Source organism: Akkermansia muciniphila (genome assembly GCF_018709685.1).
Classification (GTDB): Bacteria; Verrucomicrobiota; Verrucomicrobiia; order Verrucomicrobiales; family Akkermansiaceae; genus Akkermansia; species Akkermansia muciniphila_E.
The window spans coordinates 1-20,378 of record NZ_JABDHQ010000010.1 but is presented as its reverse complement, the minus strand read 5'-3'; the positions used below and the strand labels follow the sequence as shown (position 1 = coordinate 20,378).

Annotated in this window: 17 protein-coding genes; 9 read left to right on the top strand and 8 right to left on the bottom strand. The window is 60.0% G+C overall.

Annotation, left to right across the window (positions count from 1 at the left end):
• Positions 1-270: 270 nt before the first annotated feature.
• From HHJ06_RS07765 to HHJ06_RS07755, 3 genes are all read right to left on the bottom strand, one after another.
• Positions 271-1,431 (bottom strand): EF-hand domain-containing protein, encoded by a 1,161-nt coding sequence (locus HHJ06_RS07765; RefSeq protein ID WP_215428779.1) that lies wholly within the window; start codon positions 1,429-1,431, stop codon positions 271-273.
• Between the two features lie 281 nt (positions 1,432-1,712).
• Entirely contained in the window at positions 1,713-2,828 is a 1,116-nt protein-coding gene (locus HHJ06_RS07760) for a prepilin peptidase (RefSeq protein WP_215428778.1), read from the bottom strand.
• Positions 2,821-3,945, bottom strand: a complete 1,125-nt coding sequence (locus HHJ06_RS07755) for a TIGR00730 family Rossman fold protein (protein ID WP_215428777.1) — start codon at positions 3,943-3,945, stop codon at positions 2,821-2,823. The genes HHJ06_RS07760 and HHJ06_RS07755 overlap by 8 nt, the downstream gene beginning before the upstream one ends.
• A 210-nt stretch (positions 3,946-4,155) precedes the next feature.
• On the opposite strand from HHJ06_RS07755, the gene HHJ06_RS07750 reads away from it, so the two are divergent.
• The 3 genes from HHJ06_RS07750 (at position 4,156) to fabD (ending at position 6,818) form a co-directional block, all read left to right on the top strand.
• The gene (locus tag HHJ06_RS07750) at positions 4,156-5,280 is read left to right on the top strand and encodes a DNA-directed RNA polymerase subunit alpha (RefSeq protein WP_102714459.1); all 1,125 of its coding nucleotides are present in this window, start codon (positions 4,156-4,158) and stop codon (positions 5,278-5,280) included.
• A gap of 36 nt (positions 5,281-5,316) precedes the next feature.
• Positions 5,317-5,727 (top strand): 50S ribosomal protein L17, encoded by a 411-nt coding sequence (gene rplQ / locus HHJ06_RS07745; RefSeq protein WP_102714457.1) that lies wholly within the window; start codon positions 5,317-5,319, stop codon positions 5,725-5,727.
• Between the two features lie 164 nt (positions 5,728-5,891).
• Positions 5,892-6,818: an ACP S-malonyltransferase gene (gene fabD / locus HHJ06_RS07740; RefSeq protein ID WP_215428776.1), complete on the top strand. Its 927-nt coding sequence runs from the start codon at positions 5,892-5,894 to the stop codon at positions 6,816-6,818.
• Between the two features lie 145 nt (positions 6,819-6,963).
• On the opposite strand, the gene HHJ06_RS07735 is transcribed toward fabD, so the two are convergent.
• The 3 genes from HHJ06_RS07735 to HHJ06_RS07725 form a co-directional block, all read right to left on the bottom strand.
• Positions 6,964-7,395 (bottom strand): DUF4339 domain-containing protein, encoded by a 432-nt coding sequence (locus HHJ06_RS07735; RefSeq protein WP_215428775.1) that lies wholly within the window; start codon positions 7,393-7,395, stop codon positions 6,964-6,966.
• A 68-nt stretch (positions 7,396-7,463) separates the two neighbouring features.
• Positions 7,464-8,147, bottom strand: coding sequence for an HAD family hydrolase (locus HHJ06_RS07730; protein ID WP_215428774.1), 684 nt, complete (start codon positions 8,145-8,147; stop codon positions 7,464-7,466).
• A complete protein-coding gene (locus HHJ06_RS07725) occupies positions 8,134-9,528 on the bottom strand; it encodes an LptF/LptG family permease (RefSeq protein ID WP_215428773.1) in 1,395 nt (464 codons plus the stop codon). Before HHJ06_RS07725 ends, HHJ06_RS07730 begins: the two co-directional genes overlap by 14 nt.
• A gap of 179 nt (positions 9,529-9,707) precedes the next feature.
• Between HHJ06_RS07725 and HHJ06_RS07720 the strand changes: the two genes are divergently transcribed.
• From HHJ06_RS07720 to HHJ06_RS07700, 5 genes are all read left to right on the top strand, one after another.
• Positions 9,708-10,820: an alpha/beta hydrolase family protein gene (locus HHJ06_RS07720; protein WP_215428772.1), complete on the top strand. Its 1,113-nt coding sequence runs from the start codon at positions 9,708-9,710 to the stop codon at positions 10,818-10,820.
• A gap of 29 nt (positions 10,821-10,849) precedes the next feature.
• A complete protein-coding gene (locus tag HHJ06_RS11930) occupies positions 10,850-12,256 on the top strand; it encodes an OmpA family protein (protein WP_215428771.1) in 1,407 nt (468 codons plus the stop codon).
• A 10-nt stretch (positions 12,257-12,266) separates the two neighbouring features.
• A complete protein-coding gene (locus HHJ06_RS07710; protein WP_215428770.1) occupies positions 12,267-13,133 on the top strand; it encodes an HAD hydrolase family protein in 867 nt (288 codons plus the stop codon).
• 143 nt (positions 13,134-13,276) lie between these two features.
• Complete coding sequence (locus HHJ06_RS07705) at positions 13,277-15,223, top strand: M60 family metallopeptidase (RefSeq protein ID WP_215428769.1); 1,947 nt, start codon at positions 13,277-13,279, stop codon at positions 15,221-15,223.
• 83 nt (positions 15,224-15,306) lie between these two features.
• Positions 15,307-16,557 carry an MFS transporter gene (locus HHJ06_RS07700; protein WP_215428768.1) on the top strand — a complete coding sequence of 417 codons (1,251 nt, stop codon included), beginning with the start codon at positions 15,307-15,309 and terminating at the stop codon, positions 16,555-16,557.
• Positions 16,558-16,616: 59 nt separating this feature from the next.
• Here the strand turns inward: HHJ06_RS07700 and HHJ06_RS07695 are convergent, their stop codons facing one another.
• Both HHJ06_RS07695 and HHJ06_RS07690 read right to left on the bottom strand, forming a co-directional pair.
• Positions 16,617-18,254, bottom strand: a complete 1,638-nt coding sequence (locus tag HHJ06_RS07695; RefSeq protein WP_215428767.1) for a SpoIIE family protein phosphatase — start codon at positions 18,252-18,254, stop codon at positions 16,617-16,619.
• A 128-nt stretch (positions 18,255-18,382) separates the two neighbouring features.
• Positions 18,383-19,069, bottom strand: coding sequence for an RNA polymerase sigma factor (locus tag HHJ06_RS07690; RefSeq protein WP_215428766.1), 687 nt, complete (start codon positions 19,067-19,069; stop codon positions 18,383-18,385).
• A gap of 122 nt (positions 19,070-19,191) precedes the next feature.
• Between HHJ06_RS07690 and HHJ06_RS07685 the strand changes: the two genes are divergently transcribed.
• Positions 19,192-20,205, top strand: coding sequence for an endonuclease/exonuclease/phosphatase family protein (locus HHJ06_RS07685; RefSeq protein WP_215428765.1), 1,014 nt, complete (start codon positions 19,192-19,194; stop codon positions 20,203-20,205).
• Positions 20,206-20,378: the final 173 nt, after the last annotated feature.

Genomic DNA, 20,378 nt, shown 5'->3' with positions numbered 1-20,378 from the left:
GGGGGAAGCTGCATGCCTCCCCCGGTCCGTTTCTTGGTGGAAGGAAGGGGAAGGGTTAAGTAAGTCCGAGAGTTTGCTGGGTAAGAGGGGTAAGAGGGGTAAGAGGGGTAAGAGGGGTAAGAGGGGTAAGAGGGGAATTCCCTATAATCCCTAAAGTTCCCTATGATTCCTATAACCCCTAATTCCTTTTCCCTGATAAGAAAAACCCCGCCTGCCGTAAGGCAGACGGGGCCGTCTCTCTGTTTCTGCTATGCGTTGCTGCGGGTGAACTTATTCATCATCCCCGTCTTCCTGCACCGGGGCGGGAGGAGGAGGCATGTCGTTATTGCCGCGGGCCGCCTTTCTGGCTTCCCTGCGGGCGGCGCGGCGGGCTTCCAGAGCCTTGGAGGCGTCCGCATTAAGCTGCGCCATTTCAGCTTCATTCAGCTTGCCGTCCTTGTCGGCGTCATACTTCTCTTCGATCAGGATCCAGCCGGCGGCCATGATCGGGGCGCGGTTGGGGTCCAATTGGGGGCGGGGGCCGTCCGGACGGTTGCCGCGGGGGCCGCGGTCTCCGTCTCCACGGCGTCCTTCACCGCCTCTGCGGCCTTCCGGTCCCCTGGGCGCGCGGGGGCCTTCAGCCCTGGGGCCTCCGGGACGGCGCGGACCGTCCATTCCGGGCGCTCCCGGTCCCTTGGGACCGCCGGGGGCCGCATGGTGCGGACCGGGCTGCCCGTGATGGGGCGGAATGGCCTGGAGCTCTTCCGGGGAAAGCTTGCCGTCGCCGTCCTTGTCAAACTCCTTGACCATTCTGGCGGCGTGGACTTCCTGGCGGGCCTTCATTTCCGCCATGCGCTTGGCGGCTTCCGGATGGTCCTTGGCCCAGTCGTCACGCATGGCTTTCTTTTCTTCGTCGGAAAGCTTGCCGTCGCCGTCCTTGTCATATTTCTTCAGCATCTCGGCCTTGCGGGCTTCCTGGCGGGCCTTCATCTCTTCCATGCGCTTGGCGGCTTCCGGATTGTCCTTCAGCCATTCGTCCTGCATGGCCTTCCTCTCCTCCTTGGAAAGTTTGCCGTCTCCGTCCTTGTCAAACTTCTTCAGGATGGCGGCTTTCTTCGCTTCCTGGGCTTTCTTGACGTCCGCCTGCAGAACGGCTATTTCCTCGTCGGAAAGCTTGCCGTCCTTGTCGGTATCGTACTTGGCCATCACCAGTTCTTCACCGATGATCATGATGCCGGGATCAATCCTCTTCAGCCGGAGTTCGGCCTGTTGCGGACGGGGACCCTGGCGGTTCGGGCCTCCTGCCCGGTTGCGGGGGCCTCCCCTTCGTTCAGGGGGCGGCTGCATTCCCGGAGCGTCGGAAGGGGAGACCGGGGCCGGGGGCGGCGGTGCGTCCTGGGCGAACGCGGAGCATGCGGCAAAGGCCGCGGCCATCAATATTTGCTTGGTCATATCTTTGAGTGGTGAGGTTAATGCGTTTCGGAAAGGAGCGCTGCCCTGCGGCGGTTTGAACGGCGGAGGCGCCTCCCTTTGCTAGGATGAACACCCGGTTTCCGTCCTGGTTGCAAAATAAAAACGTATGCGCCCCCGGCAGGGACGCCGGAACAGGCTAGGGCATTGCCGTCAATCCGGCTTTGGCGCCGGATTGGAAAGCGGCTGAGAATGAAAGAGATTGATAAAAAAAGACCGCAACCCCGGAAGGTTGCGGCTACAGCCGTGTCATGCGGGAAAAATTATTCTCCGGAAATGAAGCGGATATAGGCCAGCCACCACCGGTCGCCTCCCAGCAGCCAGATGAAGGCGGCGCTGAGCAGCGCGGGGCCGAAGGGGAGATTCCGGCCGAAGCCCATGCGTGAAATGACCGCCTGCACAATCCCCAGCAGGGAGCCGATGAAAAGGCAGAACACGGCGCCCTGCCAGCCGCCCATGCATCCGGCCATCATCAGAATCCACGCGTCTCCGGACCCCATGGCCTCCCGCTGCGCATGAATATCCGTCAGGCTCCCCTCCACGCTTTCCAGGTCTTCCAGCTGGAAAACGTCACCGTTCTCCAGCTCTATTCTGTCCTGGCGCAGGGTGACGGCGCCGGGCGGAAGAACTTTCCCGTCAATGGTGACGGAGCCTCCGGAAATGACGGCCTTGTCCGAGGCGCGGTGGAAAAGCATGGACCAGTCATGAGGCTGCCCGTCAATGATGAGCTGCAATTCCTCCTGCTCTGATTCCGGTTCCCTCAGGCTCCACGGGGCCGGAGCGTCAAAATGCTGCTTCCAGGTCCCGAACAGGAGTTTGCCCAGTTCAATCACCAGCCTGATGACGGCATATCCGGCGGCGCCTCCCAGCACCGCCGCCGTGAAGGCGTCTGTCCAGGTCATGACGTCATTGTCCGGCAGGAGAAAAGGATAAAGGGAGCAGGCCCCCACCCCTGCCGCGGCGCCGATGAGCGTCTGGGTGCGGAAGACGATCAGATGCTCCGCGTCAATGAAGATGATGACGATGGCCATGGCGCTCCATGCGCAGAGCAGGACGGCGGCCCCCGCGGAGGCATCCGCATACTTCCATCCCATGGCCGCGAAGAGCAGGGCCGTGAGCAGCTCCACCAGGCAGTAGCGGAAGCTGACAGGGGTTTCGCAGCAGGCGGATTTTCCCCTGAGAACCAGCCAGCTCAGCACCGGAATGTTCAGGTACCACGGGATGGGTTCCCCGCATTCCGGGCAGAAGGAGCGCGCCGGGTCATTCACGGAGATGCCCAGGGGCACCCGGTAAATGACCACGTTCAGGAAGGAACCTATGCACGCTCCCATCAGGCCGAAGACCAGGGGAACCAGCCACGCGGGAAAGGCTTCAGACATGGGATGGGGGGGAATAAGTCCTGCTGGGCGTCTGGTTGATGCGGTCGATCAGCAGCCTCAGCCTGCCGTAATTGCCGCGTTTGATGGGGAAGACGAGGCGCGGCAGGCGGTTCAGATGGGGCTCGTCCGCCTCGTCGGGCAGAGGCCCGGTCTGCACCATCTTTCCTCCGGGCAGGATAAGGTCCTGGAAGTCCCGTTCCAGATGCTCCACCCACTGGGCGGGCAGGTGCGTGTTCAGGCGGATGACGATGGTATCCTTGATAAAACGGTAGGAGTGGAAAATGCGGTAGAACCGGTCAATGTGCTCCATGGCCTCCGCCGGGTTCTTGGTGACGTGGATCAGGTGCAGGTCATCCTCGGAAATCAGGCCGGAATCCACCAGCTCCACGCGGATGAAGGCCAGCCAGTTCAGCCAGAAGGTCTTGCCGGGGGAGTCCAGCAGCACGACGGGGTAAATGGTGGCCTTTCCCGTCTGGATCAGGGTGAGGGTTTCAAACACCTCGTCCATGGTGCCGAAGCCGCCGGGGAGCGCCACCATGGCGTCGCTTTCCGCCACGAAATTCAGCTTTCTGACAAAGAAATAGTAAAAATTGATCAGCTTGTCGCTGTGGGCCACCACGTGGTTGGAGGTTTGCTCATACGGCAGGGTGATGTTCAGGCCGAAGGAGCGTTCCTCCCCGGCGCCTTCATTGGCCGCCTGCATGATGCCGGGGCCGCCCCCCGTAATGACCAGGTAGCCCTGGTCGCTGGCCTCCCTGGCAAAATCCCGTGCCGTTTCATAGGCAGGCTCGTCCTCCCTGATGCGGGCGGAGCCGAAGACGGAAATCTTGCGGATGTGGCGGTACGGCGCAAAAACGCAGTTGGCGCGGTACATCTCCCGCCCGGAGCGGATCAGGACGGTGAAATCATGGTCGGAAGCGGCGGACTGCGCCATGTTGATGCCGGTCTTGATATATTCCTGGAGGTAGCGGGGATCGTGCCGGGTGGAGGCTATCTCGGAGAGCTTTTTGACGATTCCTTCCAGAGCCTGGTAGCTGTTGTCCATGGACATGGTGGACGGGCGCCGCTGGTCTTCCCCCGTGAAATCCCTATTGTCCAAAAAATCAGGATGCTTCATGCAATTGTTGTGTAGGTTTGCGTCCACTATGCCAGATGACGCACGTTAAGTCACAGAAAATTTGCGGGAGGACATGAAAAGAGTTGATTGTTGAAAACAGATCGTTAAATTGCTCCCCGCACGGGCGTTTCCAAAACATGCCGTAGGTCCTTCAGGCGGGTTCTCCGCCGTGCCCGTGCTGGAGGGAAACCCGGTACATTACATACGATTATGTCGGAAAACGAAACCACTACTGCAGAAGAAACGGCCGTGACCACGCTGGCCCGCTTTGAAGTCCCCAGCCGTCTGGAAAAAATTGAAGACCCGAATGATGCGAATCATCTGACCTTCGTCGCGGAACCGTTTGAAAACGGTTACGGCCACACGCTCGGCAACTCCCTGCGCCGCGTTCTTCTGGGCTCTCTTGAAGGCGCCGCCATCACCTCCGTCCGCATCGCCGGCGCGCAGCATGAATTCTCCTCTCTGCCCGGTGTGGTGGAAGACGTGACGGAAATTGTGCTGAACCTGAAAAAAGTCAAGTTCAAGCACAACGGCAAGGAACCGCGCCTGCTCTCCCTGCGCGTGCACAAGCAGGGCGTCGTGACCGCCGCCGACATCGCCGACGACACCACCTACCAGGTGGTCAACCCCGATCAGATCATCTGCACCCTGGACCAGGATACCCTGTTTGAATGTGAATTCCAGGTGCGCGTCGGCCGCGGCTTCTCCACCGGCGACGAAAACAAGGTGCCGGACATGCCCATCGGCGTGATCCCGATCGACTCTATTTTCTCCCCGGTCACCCGTGTGAAGTATTCCGTTCAGAATACCCGTGTGGGCCAGATGACCGACTATGACAAGCTGACGCTTGAAGTCTGGACGGACGGCCGCATTGCCCCGGCAGACGCCATGCTCCAGGCCTCCGCCATTCTGCGCCACCACCTGGACGTGTTCGTCAACTATGACGACAAGCAGGTCAACTTTGAAGAAGCGCCTTCCGCCGTCCAGGACGAGGAAACGGCCCGCCTGCGCAAGCTGCTCAACATGAGCGTCAACGAAATCGAGCTTTCCGTGCGAGCCGCCAACTGCCTCAACAACGCCAACATTACCACCGTTGGCCAGCTCGCCATGAAGAGCGAAAGCGAAATGCTCAAGTACCGCAACTTCGGCAAAAAATCCCTCAACGAGATCAAGGACAAGCTGCTGGAACTGGGCCTTTCCCTGGGCGTCCAGGTGGATCCCTCCCTGCTTACCGGCCCCGTGCCGCAGGCCAAGCCGCGCCTGGGTCTGGAAGAGGAAAGCCCCGTGGGCCTGGCAGACCTGATTGCCGCCAACATCGAAGACGACGACGACTAAATCTCACAAAACCAACACACATAGAAAAATATCATCATGAGACACGGTGTAAAAACCTCCAAGCTTCAGCGCAACGCTTCTCACCGCAGGGCTTTGCTCGCCAACCAGGCATGCAGCCTCATCCTCAACGGACGCATCACCACCACCCTGGCGAAGGCCAAGGCCCTCCGTCCCTACGTGGAAAAGCTCATTACGCTTGCCAAGCGCGGTGACGTGCACTCCCGCCGCCTGGCTACCGCCACCATTCATAACACGACCGCCGTCAAGCGCCTGTTTGATGAAATCGCTCCCCTCTGTGCGGAACGCAAGGGCGGTTATACCCGCATCATCAAGCTGGGCCAGCGCCTCACGGACTCCGCTCTCGTGGCCATGATCGAAATCATCGATCTGCCCCGTGAAACGGCTGAAAAGGAAGAAGCTCCCGCTACCACGGAAGCCACGGCCTAAGGCCGTTCTCCTGAACCATCCGGTTTAACCCTCCGCCCCGGCCTCCTGCTGAGACCGGGGCGGATTTTTATTCACATTGAACGTAAGGTATTTAAGCCGGGATTAAGGCGTCAAGATCGCTCTTGCTTCTTTCTCCCCGGAACGGTATAATTCACGCCTTAACTATGGACGCAGTACTATTGTTTTCCGGACAAGGTGCCCAGAAAGTGGGCATGGGTAAAGATTTGTATGACCAGTATCCTGCCGCCAGGGCCCTGATTGAGCAGGCGGACAAGGCGCTTGGGGAATCCCTCTCCTCCATCATGTTTGAAGGCCCCGGCGAAGAACTGACGCGCACCTGCAACTGCCAGCCTGCTCTCTACGTGCACGGCCTGGCCTGCCTGGCCGTCCTGAAGGAACTGGTGCCTTCCCTGAACCCCGTGGCCGCCGCCGGTCTTTCCCTGGGTGAATTCACGGCACATGCCGCCGCCGGAACCTACTCCTTTGAGGAAGGCCTGCGCCTGGTCCAGAAGCGCGGCGCTTTCATGGAGGAAGCCTGCAACGCCACAAAGGGCACCATGGCCGCCATGATTGGCGGGACGGATGAAAACGTCATCAAGCTCGCCCAGGAATGCGATGTGGACGTAGCCAACTTCAACTGCCCGGGCCAGACGGTCGTTTCCGGCACGGAGGAAGGCGTGGACAAGGCCATTGCCGGAGCCAAAGCCGCCGGGTGCAAGATCGCCAAGAAGCTCAACGTGGCGGGCGCCTACCACTCCCGCCTGATGCACAGCGCCATGGTGAAACTGGCGGAGGAACTTAAGAATGTCTCCTTCGGCACGCCCTCCATGCCCGTTTACTGCAACTATGAAGCCCGCGTGGTGGAAGGCCCGGACGACATCCGCAACGTGCTGGAACACCAGGTATGCGGTTCCGTGCGCTGGACGGCCTCCATGCAGAAGCTGGTGGATCAGGGGCACCGCTTGTTCATTGAACTGGGGCCGGGCAAAACGCTGGCCGGCATGATGGGGCGCATCTGCAAGGATGCCACGGTCATTTCCATTGAAGACGTGCCCAGCCTGGAAGCGGCCGTTGCGGAGCTGAACAAGTAATTCTCCTGCACGGTAAATTTTAAACCGCCGGGACCGTCAGGGTTCCGGCGGTTTTTTCATTTCAGGCTTCCGGGGCGGCGTCCTGCGGGGTCGAGGGGGAACTACGGGAAAGCTTGATTTAAAGCAGGGAACATTTCCCGCCCGGTCAGCGTTCCGGTTCTTCCGCGGGCATCTTCCTCATGCCTCCGGTGAGGAGGTGCAGGTACATCAGCACCTTCCCCATGAAAAACGCCGTGGCGGGGATGAACAGCACTTCCATGTAAAGAATGGAGCGGAGCATGATGGAGTGCGCCACGCCGCACGCCAGAAGAAGAAGGGCAATGATGTAAAACAGAAGGCAGCTTTTGGGCGGCCGGCAGGAAAGCATGAATGCGGAGGCCCTGAGGCGCGCCAGGCGCTCATGCCGGCGCAGTTCCGCCGTGAGCGGCATCCAGCCCTGGGAATTCTCCTCCCGGATCATGGTGTCAGGGAGAATCTTCTTGGAAGTAAGCAGGGCATGGAGGTCCGCCAGGGAGACGGGGCCCACAATCTTGTCTTTGACCCGGTAGTGATATAATGGAATGCGTTGGGAAGCCATCCTCCTTACATAAGGCATGGAGGGAATTCCGTCAAGAAACAAGAACAGGGAAAAGAAGGAGCGGATTCCTAAAGAAGCTCTGCCAGTGAACGGATTTTGCTGGTTGCCTGGGAAAAATCCGCTTGCTCCGTCACCCGGTTCGGAATGGAGATGACGGGAATGCCTGCACGGAACGCAGCCGTGGTGCCGTTCTGGGAGTCTTCCAGCACCAGGCATTGTGCGGGCGGCACGCCCAGGTTTTCCGCCGCTTTCAGGAACAGGGCCGGGTCCGGCTTGACGGGAAGGCCGTCGTCACGGCAGACGACGGTTTGGAAAAAGGACATGATGCCCAGTTTGTTCAGCCAGCCGTCCACCCAGCGGTGGGATGAGCTGGAGGCCACCCCCATGGGCGTTCCGGCTGCCGCCAGGCGGCGGATAAGTTCACACGCGCCGGGCAGAAGGCCGGCGTGCTCCAGGTCGCGGACGATTTCCTCCTGCCTGCGGGCGTTGATGTCTTCCCAGTCGTAGGTGCGTCCCGTCAGTTGTTCCAGATGGTCTCCGGGGTTCCAGTGGGTGTAGCCGCTGCCCAGGCACTGGTTGAACAGATCCAGGGGCAGGGAATGGCCGCAGGAGGAGAACACGCGTTCCCAGGAGGAATAAATGGCGTACTCCGTATCCACCAGCAGCCCGTCGAAGTCAAAAATCACGGCTTTTGCCTGCCGGAGCAGTTCGCGGGCTTTTTGGACGGCGGCAGGATGGTCAGGGTTGGTCATGGGCGGGCGTCTTTTTCAAGCCTTTCAGCATCTCCATGAAGCTTCTGTGGGCCAGCTTGGTCTGGAACAGGCGGATGGCGATGATGGTATAGATGATGTTGGGCATCCACGCTCCCAGCCAGGTGGGGAGGTAGCCTGCGGAGGCCAGGGTGGGGAAGAACTCATACAGGAACAGCATGGCCGCCGCCAGGAACAGGGCGATGCCGATGCCGGACATGGTGGACCGCCTCTGGAACGTGATGGCGGAGGGGATGGCGATGAATGTCAGGATGATGCAGGAGAACATGCGGGCTATCCTGACGTGCCATTCCGTTTGCAGGCTCCTGAGGTACTTGGCGTTCATGGTGCCGGCCTTGAGGATTTCCTGGAGGGCGGGAGTTCCCTGGGTGTCCACGCGTACGTTGGGGGAGATCAGCTGCCACGGAGTTTCGGAATACTGCTCTTTCAGCGTCCGGTACTCCAGGCCTTCAAAAACGGGCACGTCGTTCAGTTGCCGGGGCTCCTCCTGGGAATAATTTCTCCTGATGGCATGGCGGAACGTCCATGTTCTGGAAGCCGGGTCCCAGGAGGCCTCATCTGCAAACAGCTCGTATTCCATCTTGCCGGGCGCGCTGAACTGTTCCACGCGCACCTGCCTGAACGGTTCTCCGGGGGAGTCGATGCCGGGAGGATTGCCCAGGTACCAGATGCGGGACTCCGCATCGTTCTTGTAGATGGAGCTGCGGGAGGAGTCGTCATTTTTGTTCTGGCTCAGGGAGGAGAACATGAGTTTCCTGTACAGCGTGGAATTGGGCGCCCAGTGGAACCCGAAGATGCCGAAGTAGATAGCCGCGAACACGGCGCCGATGATGACCGGGGCGTTGATCCGGAGCAGGGACCTTCCGGATTGCAGCATGCCCGTGATTTCCGAGGAGGAGGAGAGCTTGGTAAGCGCCCAGAGCGTTCCCAGAAGAAGCGTATAGGGAAGGATCAGGTTCAGGATCATGGGCAGCTGGCTCAGGTAAAAGCGGAAGGTGCCTGCGAGGGGGGAGTCCAGGTTCATCAGGTCCCCCACGTTGTCCGCAAAATCCCCGATGATGTAAATCAGCGTCAGGATGGCCGTGCACATGATGAAGGCCGTGAACCAGGTGCGCGCCACGTACCTGTCCATGATGCCCGCCCGGTTGTACAGGAACATGCCCAGCGCCGGAAGAAAACACCCCACCAGGATGAGCCAGGGGCGCAGGAGCTGGGCCAGCGGATATTCGGACGGCGTGCCGGGAATCTCCCACTGCATCTGGGACCACTCCCGGGGCATCAGGAACCAGGCCGCCGTTCCTCCCAGCGCAAGCAGGAGGAGGAACGCGGACCATTGGCGGAAATGTCGGGCCTGGATTGCCATGAAAAAGGAAGGTGGGGCAAGGATGCCAGATCGGGGAAGGGAAATAAAGCGTTATTTGGCCGCCGGGAGGGTGCGGCAGGACGGCGGAGGATATTAGCCTGATAGAAGTTGGGGGTTGTCAACGTAAGCAGGATGGGATAGAACCTTTCCGATAACTGCCTTGCAGGCACCGTCTTTTCATGTTCAAACGTCTTGTTCAACTGTTTTTTCTGCTCATTCTTGCGGCGGTGGGCGTCCTGGTGTGGTTTGCCTGGTATGTGTCCACCCCGCTGCTCGTTCCCGTGGGCGGGGATGAGGCTGCCGATTCCCCTGTGGCGGATTCCCTGGCGATGGAGCCTGTGGAGGCCGTCTCCGCGGACGGCACGGCCATTGAAGGCTATCTGGTGCGTCCGGGCCGTCCGGAGGCCCTGTCCCCGCGCCAGAGCCGCGTGCGGGATGCCTTGAAACTGCGCGGCAACATGCCGCATCTGGAGGCAAAGCCGGAGCTGGTCGTGATAGCCACTTCCTGGGACCAGGGGGTGAAAGGTTCCCTGCCGCTGGCGGAAGGCCTGACCGGGGCCGGGTACACGTGCCTGGTATGGAATCCGCGCGGGAAGGATAACGCCCGGAAATTCTGCACTTACGGATTGAAGGAATATGCGGACGTGACGGCTCTGCTGGACGCTGTCTCCCGGAAAGAGGGGGGGCTGCCGCCCGTGGCCGCCGTGGGGCAGGGCTTTGGCGCCGCCGTGCTGCTGAAAGCCGCGTCTGAAGATCCGCGCATCCGCTGCATGGTCAGCATGGACTGCTTCCCGTCCCTTAAAACCGTGGCTGTGCGAGAGATGGAGCAGGACTGGGGCAAACCCCTCTGCTACGCCGCCTACTGGCTTCTGGACGCCGGCGTGGACTGGCGGGCCAATTTCAGCACGTTTGACGTGGCTCCGGTGGATGACGCCCTGAAGCTGGACTATCCGGTCATGGTGGTCTGTACGAACCAGTACTTCTTCTCCACCCTGGAGGACTGCCTGAGCATTTACGATTCCCTGAAAAACGAGAAAAAACAGTTGTATGAATCCATCCGTGAAGGGGAGCCCTACGGCACCCGGGAACGGACCTTCCTTCACTCCATTGAAGGAAAGAAGGGGGAGAAATTTGAGAAAACCTACAAGGTCAATGTCTACGCGGGGGATGACGAGCTCCAGGCTGGCATTGCGGAATGGATTCACGAGAATACGCGCATGCCCATGCCCAGGGTGTTGTCCCATGAATCCTACAGTGCGCCCGCTACGGGCACGGCGCCTTCCGGTTCATGAACCGGGCCTTCCCCTTTGCTGATGATCCCGTGAGTGCCAATCAGGAAAACACCCGTGAACTCCGCGAGAACCGCCGCAGGCGCAGCCGTTTCATCCTGCCTGCGCCGCGCCATCTGGCCGCCGTGGCGGTGGGCGCCCTTCTTGCCGCCGTGCTGGTGCACTACCTGGGCTTCATCGTTCTGAGCTGGTTTGACCTGGGCATCCATGTGCATAAGGCGCCCGCGCTTCCGGCGGACCGGATGCCCGTGCCTGAGAAAATTGTGCTGAGAGCGGATGACCGCCCGGCTCCGGAGGTGGCGGAAGCCGTTGAAACGCCGGACATCGAGCAGCTTGAGGATGCCCCCCCGGAATTGCCGGACCTGGAGGACATGGTGCTGGAAGACGTGGTGATCGCTCCCGGGGAAACCAGCTTCTCCGCTGATCCGGTAGCTCCGTCCGTGCCGGAATCACTCTCCCCCAAAATGCCGCAGGTGGATATGAAGGCCGTCGCGCAGGGACTGCCGGAGCCTTCTCCGCCGGAGGCATTGAAAACCTCTCCCAGCCCGGCGACGATCAAGACGGCGGAGCCGGACATGGTCAACCCGGACGAATGGTATAACAACAAGCTCAAGGGTGCGGGCGGCCAGGATGATTCCCACCTGCCGGACGGCAGCAAGTCCCTCTCCCAGTTGATGGCCCAGTCTTCCCTGGGGAAAGACAGCGGATACAGCAGGCTGGGCGCGGACCTTCTGTTTGAATACAACAAGGCGGTGATGAAAAATTCCGCCCGTCTCAGCATGCTCCAGCTCGCCGGGCTGATGATGAAAAATCCGGATACGATCTTCATTGTGGAAGGGCACACGGACAGCTTCGGTTCTGAAGAATACAACGCCGTGCTCTCCCTGATGCGGGCTAATGCCGTGCGCCAGTGGCTGAAGGATAACGGCATTGCCCTGACGCGGCCGAACGGGGAAAGCAGGCTGTACATCCGCGCGTGCGGGGCTTCCCGTCCGGTGGTCTCCACCAGGGGTGACCAGAATGCGCAGGCGGCCAACCGCAGGGTGGAAATCCATATGCGCAAGCCGGGAGAGGAAATCCCCGCAGGAAGCCTGCCCGCCACGTATGCCGTGGACATGAACACTCCGATTGCACGCCAGGTGCGTGCCGGAGTGGGGGCCCGGGCTAAAGTCCCCGCTTCCTCCGCAGAAAGGAAGGTTCCCGCCGCCCGTCCCCCGTCTGCCGTTCCGGCAGCGCGCCCCGCTCCTGCGCGTCCGGAGAAGCCCCGGCCGCGGCAGGAAGACATTCCCCAGGCGGAACCTGTTCCGGAAACCATTCCGTCCGCAGAGCCCGTGGATGAGCATATCCCTTCGGCGGAGCCGGTGGAGGAGGATATTCCCCTGGCGGAACCCGTTGTGCGTGCGGAAAGCCATGCCGGGGTGAAGGGAGGGCTGGCCTGAAATGGAATTGATGCGTTTTCTGCCGGTCCGCTCTCTCCCGTTGCCGGAGCAGGCCCGGTATCTTTTTTCCTTCGACTTTGACGATACCCTGTTCACGATGGGCGGTCCCGTGGAGGAAAGGCGCGTGTTTTTCAGCATCATGCGTGAACTCCGGGCACGGTACGGAGCGCTGTGGGGCATCAATACGGGGCGGGACCCCGTTTACCTGAGGGAAGGGCTGATGGACCTCTTCCATGATGACCCGGAGGCGTTTGCCCCGGACTTTACGGTTACGATGGAGCGCAACGTGCATCTGGCTGACGCGGAGGGAAGGCTGATGCCCGGCCTTCCGTGGAATGACGCCTGCGCGGTGGCCCATGATGACCTGTTCAGCCGTTACGGCGGCTTGCTGGAGGAGCTGATGGCTCATCTGGAAGGCCGTTTTTCCGGGCTGGAGCTGCGGAGGCAGGACAATGACGCCTTTTCCCTGGTGGTGAATGACGCCTGCGGTCTGGACGACGTCTCCTGCGTCATCCGGGACAGGGTGGGCCTGTATGAGGAAATCGTGACGCAGCGTGCCGGGCCCTACCTGCGCTTCAGCCACCGTGACTATAACAAGGGAACCGCGCTGGCTTTTGTGGCCTCCCGGTTCGGCGTACCGCCCGTCCGTGCCGCCATCTTCGGAGACGGGCACAATGACCTGGACGCCATGCGGCATTTGCCGGAGGCGTTCCGGTGCTGTCCCTCCAATGCGGCGGCGGAGGTGAAAGCCATGGTCGCTTGCGGCCATGGATACATCAGCCCGGAACCGCGCACCCGCGGCGTGCTGGACGGCCTGATGCACGGGGCGCTCCCCCATTTCCGCATGAACATGGATATTCCGGAGGCGGATTCCTGAAGACCGGGCGCGGGAGGCTGATCCCGGGAAGGCCTGTTTGGCGTATTCTTCCATGAAAAATGCCTGTGGAAAAGGAAGAATCAGATTGACAAGGAATGCCTGCAATGAGGAAATGATGACGATTCATTCCAAGTTCCGATCACATGAACAATCCTTCTTTCTCCCGTAACGTATTCAGAGGTTCCGCCGTGGGGTGGTTTTTAGTGCTGCTGCTGGTTTGCGGGGCTGGAGCCGGGTATTATCTGTACCGGGATAATGTGGAGAAAAGGGAAGCGGCCCGGGAACTGGCGGCGGAACGCAAAGTGAAGGAAAAGGCGGCCAGGGAAGCTGCTGAAAAGCAGAGGATAAAGCGGGAGCGGGAAATCCGGGAAAAGAAGGAAAAGGAACGGCAGGAGGCGCAGAAGGCCAGGGATGCGGCCTTGGAGAAGAAAGCCCGTGAGTCCGCGGAAGCGTCCCGGAAGCTCCGGGAGCAGGCGGCACAGGACGAAAGGGAGAAACAGAGGAGGGAGGAGCTGGAACGGCGCGAGCGTGAGGAACAGGCCCGCAGGCAGGAGGAGCCCGTTCCCGTGGAGGAAGAGGAGCCGGAACCGGAAGGGCTCTTCCCCCAGCCCGTGAAAAACGTGATGCCGGAGCTTTCCGTCTACGCCACCCCCAGCAAGGATGAAATCCCCATGGATGCGGACAAGCCGCTGGAAACCTGGTCATGGGACAAAGCTGAAAAGATGGCGGGAATGGAGGAATTCCCCACGGGCGCCGCCCCGTGGAAGAGTGGGAATGATGCCCGGCGCATGCAGGAGCTTCTGGAAAAATGCCGTGAATGGAAGGACGCCAAGCCCTCCGGGCTGAAGGCATGCCCGGCGGCAAAGGATTTCCCCGGCGTTCCGGAAGATGGCGCCCAGCTTGTCCGGCGTACGGTGGAAATAGACTCCAACATCGGCGGCTGGCACAGCACGGGGCTTTATGCGCCTCCCGGGGCGGAAATCTCTTTCTCCCTGTCCGGCGCGCCCAAGGACAGCTCCATCAGCGTCCGCATAGGGTGCCATACGGACAGCCTGCATAAGCTGGATGAATGGAAGCGGGTTCCGGAAATAACCATGCAGGTTCCGGCGGACCGGGGCCGCGTGAAAATGGCGAACCCGATGGGCGGCCTGGTATACGTGAATGTGGGCCAGCGTTCAAAGCGCGGGAAAGTCTTCAAGGTGCAGATTTCCGGAGCCGTTCCGGCGCCCCTCTTCATCATGGGGAAAACCACTCCGGAACAATGGGCCGCGCAATTGGAAAACGCCAGGGCGCCGTGGGGGGAAATCTCCATGCCCCGCCTCATTGTCACGATGCCCCTGGAGCAATTGAAACGGTGCCCGGACGTTCAGAAAGCGGCTGAATTCCTGCAAAAAAACATGGGGCTTCAGGACTGGATCATGGGGTGGGACACCAAGCCGGACCGCCTGCACCACCCCATGCGTTTTGTCGTGGACAGGCAGATTTCCGCCGGGGCCGGGCATTCCGGGTACCCCGCCATGGGCACGAAGGATTGGACGGACTCCATAGCCAGCGGCTCCATCATCCAGTCCGGAAGCTGGGGGCTGTGGCATGAACTGGGGCATAACCACCAGTCCCCCCCGTTTACGATGGAGGGGCAGACGGAAGTCTCCGTCAACATCTTCTCCATGGTCTGTGAAGTCATGGGAACCGGGAAAAACTTCGAATCCTGCTGGGGCGGCGGCATGGGGCCGTACGGAATGAGCGCGGAGATGAAAAAATACTTCTCCGGCGGCCAGACCTACAATGAAGCGCCCAACAAGGTTCAGCTCTTCTTCTGGGTGGAACTGATGTACTACCTGGGCTTTGACGCCTTCCGGCAAGTGGCTCTCCAGTTCCATGACAAGCCGTATGACAACGGCAAGCTGAGCGATGAAAAGAAATGGGAATGGGTCATGAACGCTTTCTCCAAAGTCACGGGAAAGAACATGGGGCCTTTCTTTAAAATCTGGCGCATGCCTGTCTCCGAACGCGCCATGGACAGGATGAAAAACCTCCCCGTGTGGCTGCCCTCCAAGGACTACCCGGCCTGTTACACGGCTGGGGAATAAACGGAACCCAGAGGGGGAGAGGGGACCGTTGCCGCACTCGCGTCTGGACGGTTCCGGCGGCGGGGGCTACGATGAAGGGGCTGATGAAATGGCTGAATGACTGGCTGGGCTTCTTCAAGCCCCTTCAGGTAAGGAACCTGCAAATCTTCTGGTCCGGACAGGCAGCCGCCCTGATCGGGATGTGGCTGCAGGTCACGGCCATGGGTATCCTCGTCTATGAAATTTCCGGCGGCTCCGCTACGGCGGTAGGATTGCTGGCGGCGCTCAATGCGCTCCCCTTCTTTCTGGGCGGCATGCTGCTGGCGGGGCTGGGAGACCGCTTTGACCGCAGAAAACTGCTGATCGCCGTGCAGTGCGTCCAGTGGCTGGTGGCTGTCGGCCTGTTTCTGCTCACGATTCTTGGCATGCTCCAGCTATGGCACCTGTATGCCGCCGGGCTGGTGATGGGCGTCAACCAGACGGTGGGCTTCCCCACGCAACAGGCTTTTGTGGGAGACCTGATCCCCCGCAGGCAATTGCAGGAAGCCGTGGGCATGTACTCCCTGGTATTCAATACCTGCCGCGCCATAGGCCCGGCGCTGGCCGGATACATCATTGCGGAATGGGGGGCCGGAACCGCTTTTGGCGGCAACGTGGTGGCAAGCCTGCCGTTGATTGGCTGCCTGGTTTCCCTGAAAGGGCGCATCACGGATGCCTGCGCCCCCAGAAAACAGCGCGGAGCCGGAAGAAAAGCCTCCGGGCTCAAGGCCGTCCTCTCCTCACGCAGCCTGCTCTTCATCATGATCAGCGCGCTGATTCAGAACATCTGCGGGCAATCCCTTTACCAAATTGTTCCGGCGCTGATGCACGGGAACCCCCGGAATACCGGCCTCATTCTGGGGGCTGTAGGGGCCGGGGCCATGGTCAGCATCCTCTTTGTCCTGCCGTTTGCGCGCAAAAGTGACAGGGTGGGGGCCAAGCTCTCCTCAGGCACGCTGTGGATGGGAAGCGCGCTGTGCGTGGCGGGCATCATCCCCGTGGTGGAAATACAGGCCGTATGTTTCTTCTTTGCCGGGCTGGCCACATCCTCCCTCTTCGTGACCTCCTCTTCCGCCGTGCAGCTTCTGGCCCCTCCGGAACGCAAATCCGCCATTCTGGGGTTGTTCAGCATCGTCACCATCGGAGTGCAGCCCCTGGCTGCCATGGGCTGGGGCGCGGTGGTGGATGCCTGGGGAGTCTCCACGACGATCATCATGGCGGGAGGGCTGGAAGCCCTCTTCTCCGTCTGGATGCTGAGCGTCCCGTTCTGGCGCAACTTCAGGTTCTCCCCGGAAGAAAGCCCCGGGACAACGTGACTTCTCCCTGCCGTTGGCGGGATGGACAATGCTTGCGGACTCCTGGCCACGTGCGCCCGTCAGTGACCGGGTTTTTCCCCGTGCTCGGAATAGCTGATGCCCAGCATGCAGATATCGTCCGCCTGATTGGTGCAGCCCGTGAATTTGGCCACGCAGGTGAGCGCCTGGTGCACGAAATCCTTGGTGCTCCTGGGAGAGGAGCTGTTGAAATAATCAATCAGCCTGTGCACGCCCAGTTCCTCCCCTTCCGGGTTGGCGGCTTCTGTCAGGCCGTCCGTATACATCAGGACGCGGGAACCTGCCAGTAGCGGGAACTGGGCGTTCTGGTAGGTGGCGTCATCCAGCAGGCCCATGGCGATGCCTTTTGGCAAGGGCATCTTGCGGGCAACGCCGTCCGGCCCCAGGATGATGGGGTGCGGATGCCCCGCCGTGGAGGCGGTCATGACGCCGGTTTCCAGGTCCAGGTAAACGTAAACGGCAGAGGCGAACATGGTGGTGTTAGCCCGTTGCAGAATCTTGGCCAGCTGGTGGTTCAGGGAGGTAAGGAACGCCGCCGGATTATCCGCCAAATGGGACAACTGCTCCATCAGGCCGCGGAGCATGGAGGCAATGAGGGCGGCGCGGATACCGTGGCCCATCACGTCGCAGACGATGGCCCCCACGCCCGAATTGCCCACGGGAAAAGCATCAAACCAGTCGCCCGCCACCCCCTCTGAAGGAGTGAAAATGTGGTGGAAATCCACATGGCGCGTCAGGCCGTGCTCCGTATGGGAGCGGGAAGGAATTTCATACGGGAGCAGCGCGAACTGGATTTCCCGCGCCAAATCTATTTCCTTCTCCAGGGACTTGTTCCGTTCTTCCAGAATGCGGGCTGTCTCCGTGGCCTTGATCTCCGTCTTCACCAGCTTGGTGACGTCGCTGGAAATGCCCACGATGCCCTTGAGGTCTCCGTTGCGGCCATACCACGGGAACTTGCTGATCTGGCTCCAGGAATCATCCTTGTGGAGCCATGTCTCATGGTGCAGGCGCGCGCGGATGGGGCGTCCGGTCGCCATGATGTCCAGCTCCTCCTTGCGGGAAATATCGGACATCGTCTGATCGAAAAAGTAACCGTCCGTCCGGCCCGTCAGGTCCGCCGGGGTGGGGACGCCCAATTTATTGGCCGTGGCCGTGTTCGCCAGGACGAAGCGCGATTCCCGGTTCTTGAAATAAATGCTGTCCGGAATGTGCTCAATCAGGGTGTGGAACAGGTCCCTGTCCTCCGCCGCGCGCAGCTCCGCCGTTTTCCGCCGGGTAATATTCACCCATACGCCCACCAGCATGACGGGGCGGCGCTGCTTGTCCCTGCGCGCCAGTCCGTTGATGCGGACCCAGCTCCAGCTCTTGGAATTGAGCTTCTTCATCCGGATCTCAATGCGCATGGGCATGTGGGAATGGCCGTCCAGATAACGGCGCACCTCCTGGGAAAAGAACGCCTGGTCCTCCTCATGAATGGTCAGCTCCGGCTGGGTAAAAATATTGGGAGCCTTCTCCTTGCGGCTGGCCCCCATCATCGTCAGGCAGCGGTCCGTGTAATGGATGACGCCCGTCTTGATATTCCAGATATAAAAACCCTCTTCCGCCGCCGCCAGGGCCATCTTGATCTTATCCCAGGTAAAAACCTTCTGGGCGGAATGTCTGTTGCGTGAGGGCGGCATTGCAGTTGCCGTTATCTAACGACAAAACGTCTGCCTTGGCAAGAGGCAAAATAAAGGAATCATTCCTGAAAAGGCGGACGGCAGGGGAAAAGCGGGGAATGCTCCAATCCCGGCGCAGGCGCCCGCGGCTACCTCTCCTTCTCTTCTTCCTGGTATTGAAGGAATTGCAGCTCTTTCTTCAGCGCGCTCCCCACGCGGTGCTTCGCCAGGTACACCTGGGCGATGGTGACGCCAAGCTGCCTGCGGACTTTGGCAGCATCCCACTCCCGCAGCACGTAATAATCAAAAATCTGGAACTGCTTGGGGGATACCTTCGCCTTGACGCGCTCCAGAGCCGCCTGCAGCAGGTTATTCTGCCACTCCCGTTCCCACACCTGGTCAAAATTATTCTTCCCTTCGTCCGGAATCTTGTCAATGGGGTGTTCCTGGGTCTCTGTGGCGTCCGGACTCATCAGCATGGCCGTATCCTTCTTCCGTTTGCGGAACTGGTCGTTGATGCGCCAGCGGGTCATATTCCAGAGCCAAAGCTTGAAGGAACCCTGTTCCGGCTTGTAAATATTCTTCTTGCTCTGCTTGGCAATGGAAAGGATGGTCTCCTGCACCACGTCCCAGGCTTCGTCCTCCCTCAAACCGGCCTTCAGGGCCACGGAATAAATCAGCCGCCAGTAGGTGCGGTAAAATTCATCCCACGTGCGCTGGTCCTCCCAATTCTCCAGGCGCGCAATCAGGCTTTTCCTGGTATGTTCCGCGTATTGGGAAAGTGACTGTTCGTCAGGCTGGGACTCGTTCTGGGGTTGCAATGGAGGCACATTCATGGTTTATCATGAATTACGGATGAAAGTGAAGTGAAAGCCGAGTAATAAGCTGAAAATTTTACGAGGCTGGACCTGTATATTCACTACGTCCTCCATGGAGAAAATCTTTCAAGACAACGGGCATGATCAGGAAAACGTCAAAACGCAGGGGATCCTCCGTCATTGCCGCCCTGATTGTACTATGTGCGGTGCTGGGCTACGGGCTGACGGAATGGAAACCGCTTCTGGATATGCCGGAGGCCGTCCCTGCCCAGCCGGGGGAAGCGCGACAGTCATCTGTTCCGGAAAAAGTGGAAATCCCGGACAAAGGGGAGCCTGTCCGGATGCTGACCATGAACGCGGGCAACTACTTTGTTCCGGAAGACCCGCGGAGAAGCAACTTCCAGGTAAAATACAAGCCCGTGGAGGCGCGGGAAGCCCTGGCGGAACTGGTCCGGCAATCCGGGGCGGAAATAGTGGGGCTGTCTGAAATGGGTGGAGAAGCCGCCGTGCGCGACTTGCAGATGCGGCTGAAAAGAAAAGGCGTTCAACTGCCGCACAAGGTGCTGGTCATGCGGAACGGGGAAGACCGGGGGCTGGCCCTCCTCTCCAAATATCCCATCGTGGACAACCGTTCTGTGACGGACATGCCTGTATCTGGAGAAACGAAGAGGAAAAAAACAATGCTGCGCGGCATTCTGGACGCCACGGTGAAAACGCCGGATGGGCGCCTCTTCCGCCTGATGGGCATTCATTTGAAATCCCGCCTCAGCCGCGACGGCTCTGCGGAAGACACGCGGCGCAGGGAGGCCTACGCCTTGCGGGACTACTTGAATAAAGTCATCGCCTCCCAGGACGGCATGCCGCTGCTTTTGTACGGAGACTTCAATGACGGTCCGGCGGACAGCGCCGTGCAGGTTATCCAGGGCCCGGCGAAAACGGAATACCGTTTAAACCGCCTGAAACCCAGGGATTCCCGCGGAGAAACCTGGACCATCTACTACGAAGACGGAGACACCTACCACTCCTTTGACCACCTCTTCCTGAACAATACCCTGAAAAAGCGCCTCGGCCGCAACCCCCCCATGGGCATCCTGGACTCTCCCCCCTCCCGCCAGGCCAGCGACCACCGCGGCGTATGGGTGGAATTAAGGTAGATAAGGATGATTTATTATAAAGGAGATGTGTAATAAATATTTGTTAGATTTTTCCTTTCATGCAATGGATATTTTTTTCAATATGAAAATATATTTGAAAAAAATATAAAAAATAATATTCTAACAAGAGTGAAATTGTAGTGCTGATCCTTAGCATTGCCAACTCCAATAAC

Excerpts from the sequence above, each read along its gene's own strand:
- HHJ06_RS07765 (WP_215428779.1), bottom strand. The coding sequence starts at position 1,431 with ATGACCAAGCAAATATTGATGGCCGCGGCCTTTGCCGCATGCTCCGCG.
- HHJ06_RS07760 (WP_215428778.1), bottom strand. The coding sequence starts at position 2,828 with ATGTCTGAAGCCTTTCCCGCGTGGCTGGTTCCCCTGGTCTTCGGCCTG.
- HHJ06_RS07755 (WP_215428777.1), bottom strand. The coding sequence starts at position 3,945 with ATGAAGCATCCTGATTTTTTGGACAATAGGGATTTCACGGGGGAAGAC.
- HHJ06_RS07750 (WP_102714459.1), top strand. The coding sequence starts at position 4,156 with ATGTCGGAAAACGAAACCACTACTGCAGAAGAAACGGCCGTGACCACG.
- rplQ (WP_102714457.1), top strand. The coding sequence starts at position 5,317 with ATGAGACACGGTGTAAAAACCTCCAAGCTTCAGCGCAACGCTTCTCAC.
- fabD (WP_215428776.1), top strand. The coding sequence starts at position 5,892 with ATGGACGCAGTACTATTGTTTTCCGGACAAGGTGCCCAGAAAGTGGGC.
- HHJ06_RS07735 (WP_215428775.1), bottom strand. The coding sequence starts at position 7,395 with ATGGCTTCCCAACGCATTCCATTATATCACTACCGGGTCAAAGACAAG.
- HHJ06_RS07730 (WP_215428774.1), bottom strand. The coding sequence starts at position 8,147 with ATGACCAACCCTGACCATCCTGCCGCCGTCCAAAAAGCCCGCGAACTG.
- HHJ06_RS07725 (WP_215428773.1), bottom strand. The coding sequence starts at position 9,528 with ATGGCAATCCAGGCCCGACATTTCCGCCAATGGTCCGCGTTCCTCCTC.
- HHJ06_RS07720 (WP_215428772.1), top strand. The coding sequence starts at position 9,708 with ATGTTCAAACGTCTTGTTCAACTGTTTTTTCTGCTCATTCTTGCGGCG.
- HHJ06_RS07710 (WP_215428770.1), top strand. The coding sequence starts at position 12,267 with ATGCGTTTTCTGCCGGTCCGCTCTCTCCCGTTGCCGGAGCAGGCCCGG.
- HHJ06_RS07705 (WP_215428769.1), top strand. The coding sequence starts at position 13,277 with ATGAACAATCCTTCTTTCTCCCGTAACGTATTCAGAGGTTCCGCCGTG.
- HHJ06_RS07700 (WP_215428768.1), top strand. The coding sequence starts at position 15,307 with ATGAAATGGCTGAATGACTGGCTGGGCTTCTTCAAGCCCCTTCAGGTA.
- HHJ06_RS07695 (WP_215428767.1), bottom strand. The coding sequence starts at position 18,254 with ATGCCGCCCTCACGCAACAGACATTCCGCCCAGAAGGTTTTTACCTGG.
- HHJ06_RS07690 (WP_215428766.1), bottom strand. The coding sequence starts at position 19,069 with ATGAATGTGCCTCCATTGCAACCCCAGAACGAGTCCCAGCCTGACGAA.
- HHJ06_RS07685 (WP_215428765.1), top strand. The coding sequence starts at position 19,192 with ATGATCAGGAAAACGTCAAAACGCAGGGGATCCTCCGTCATTGCCGCC.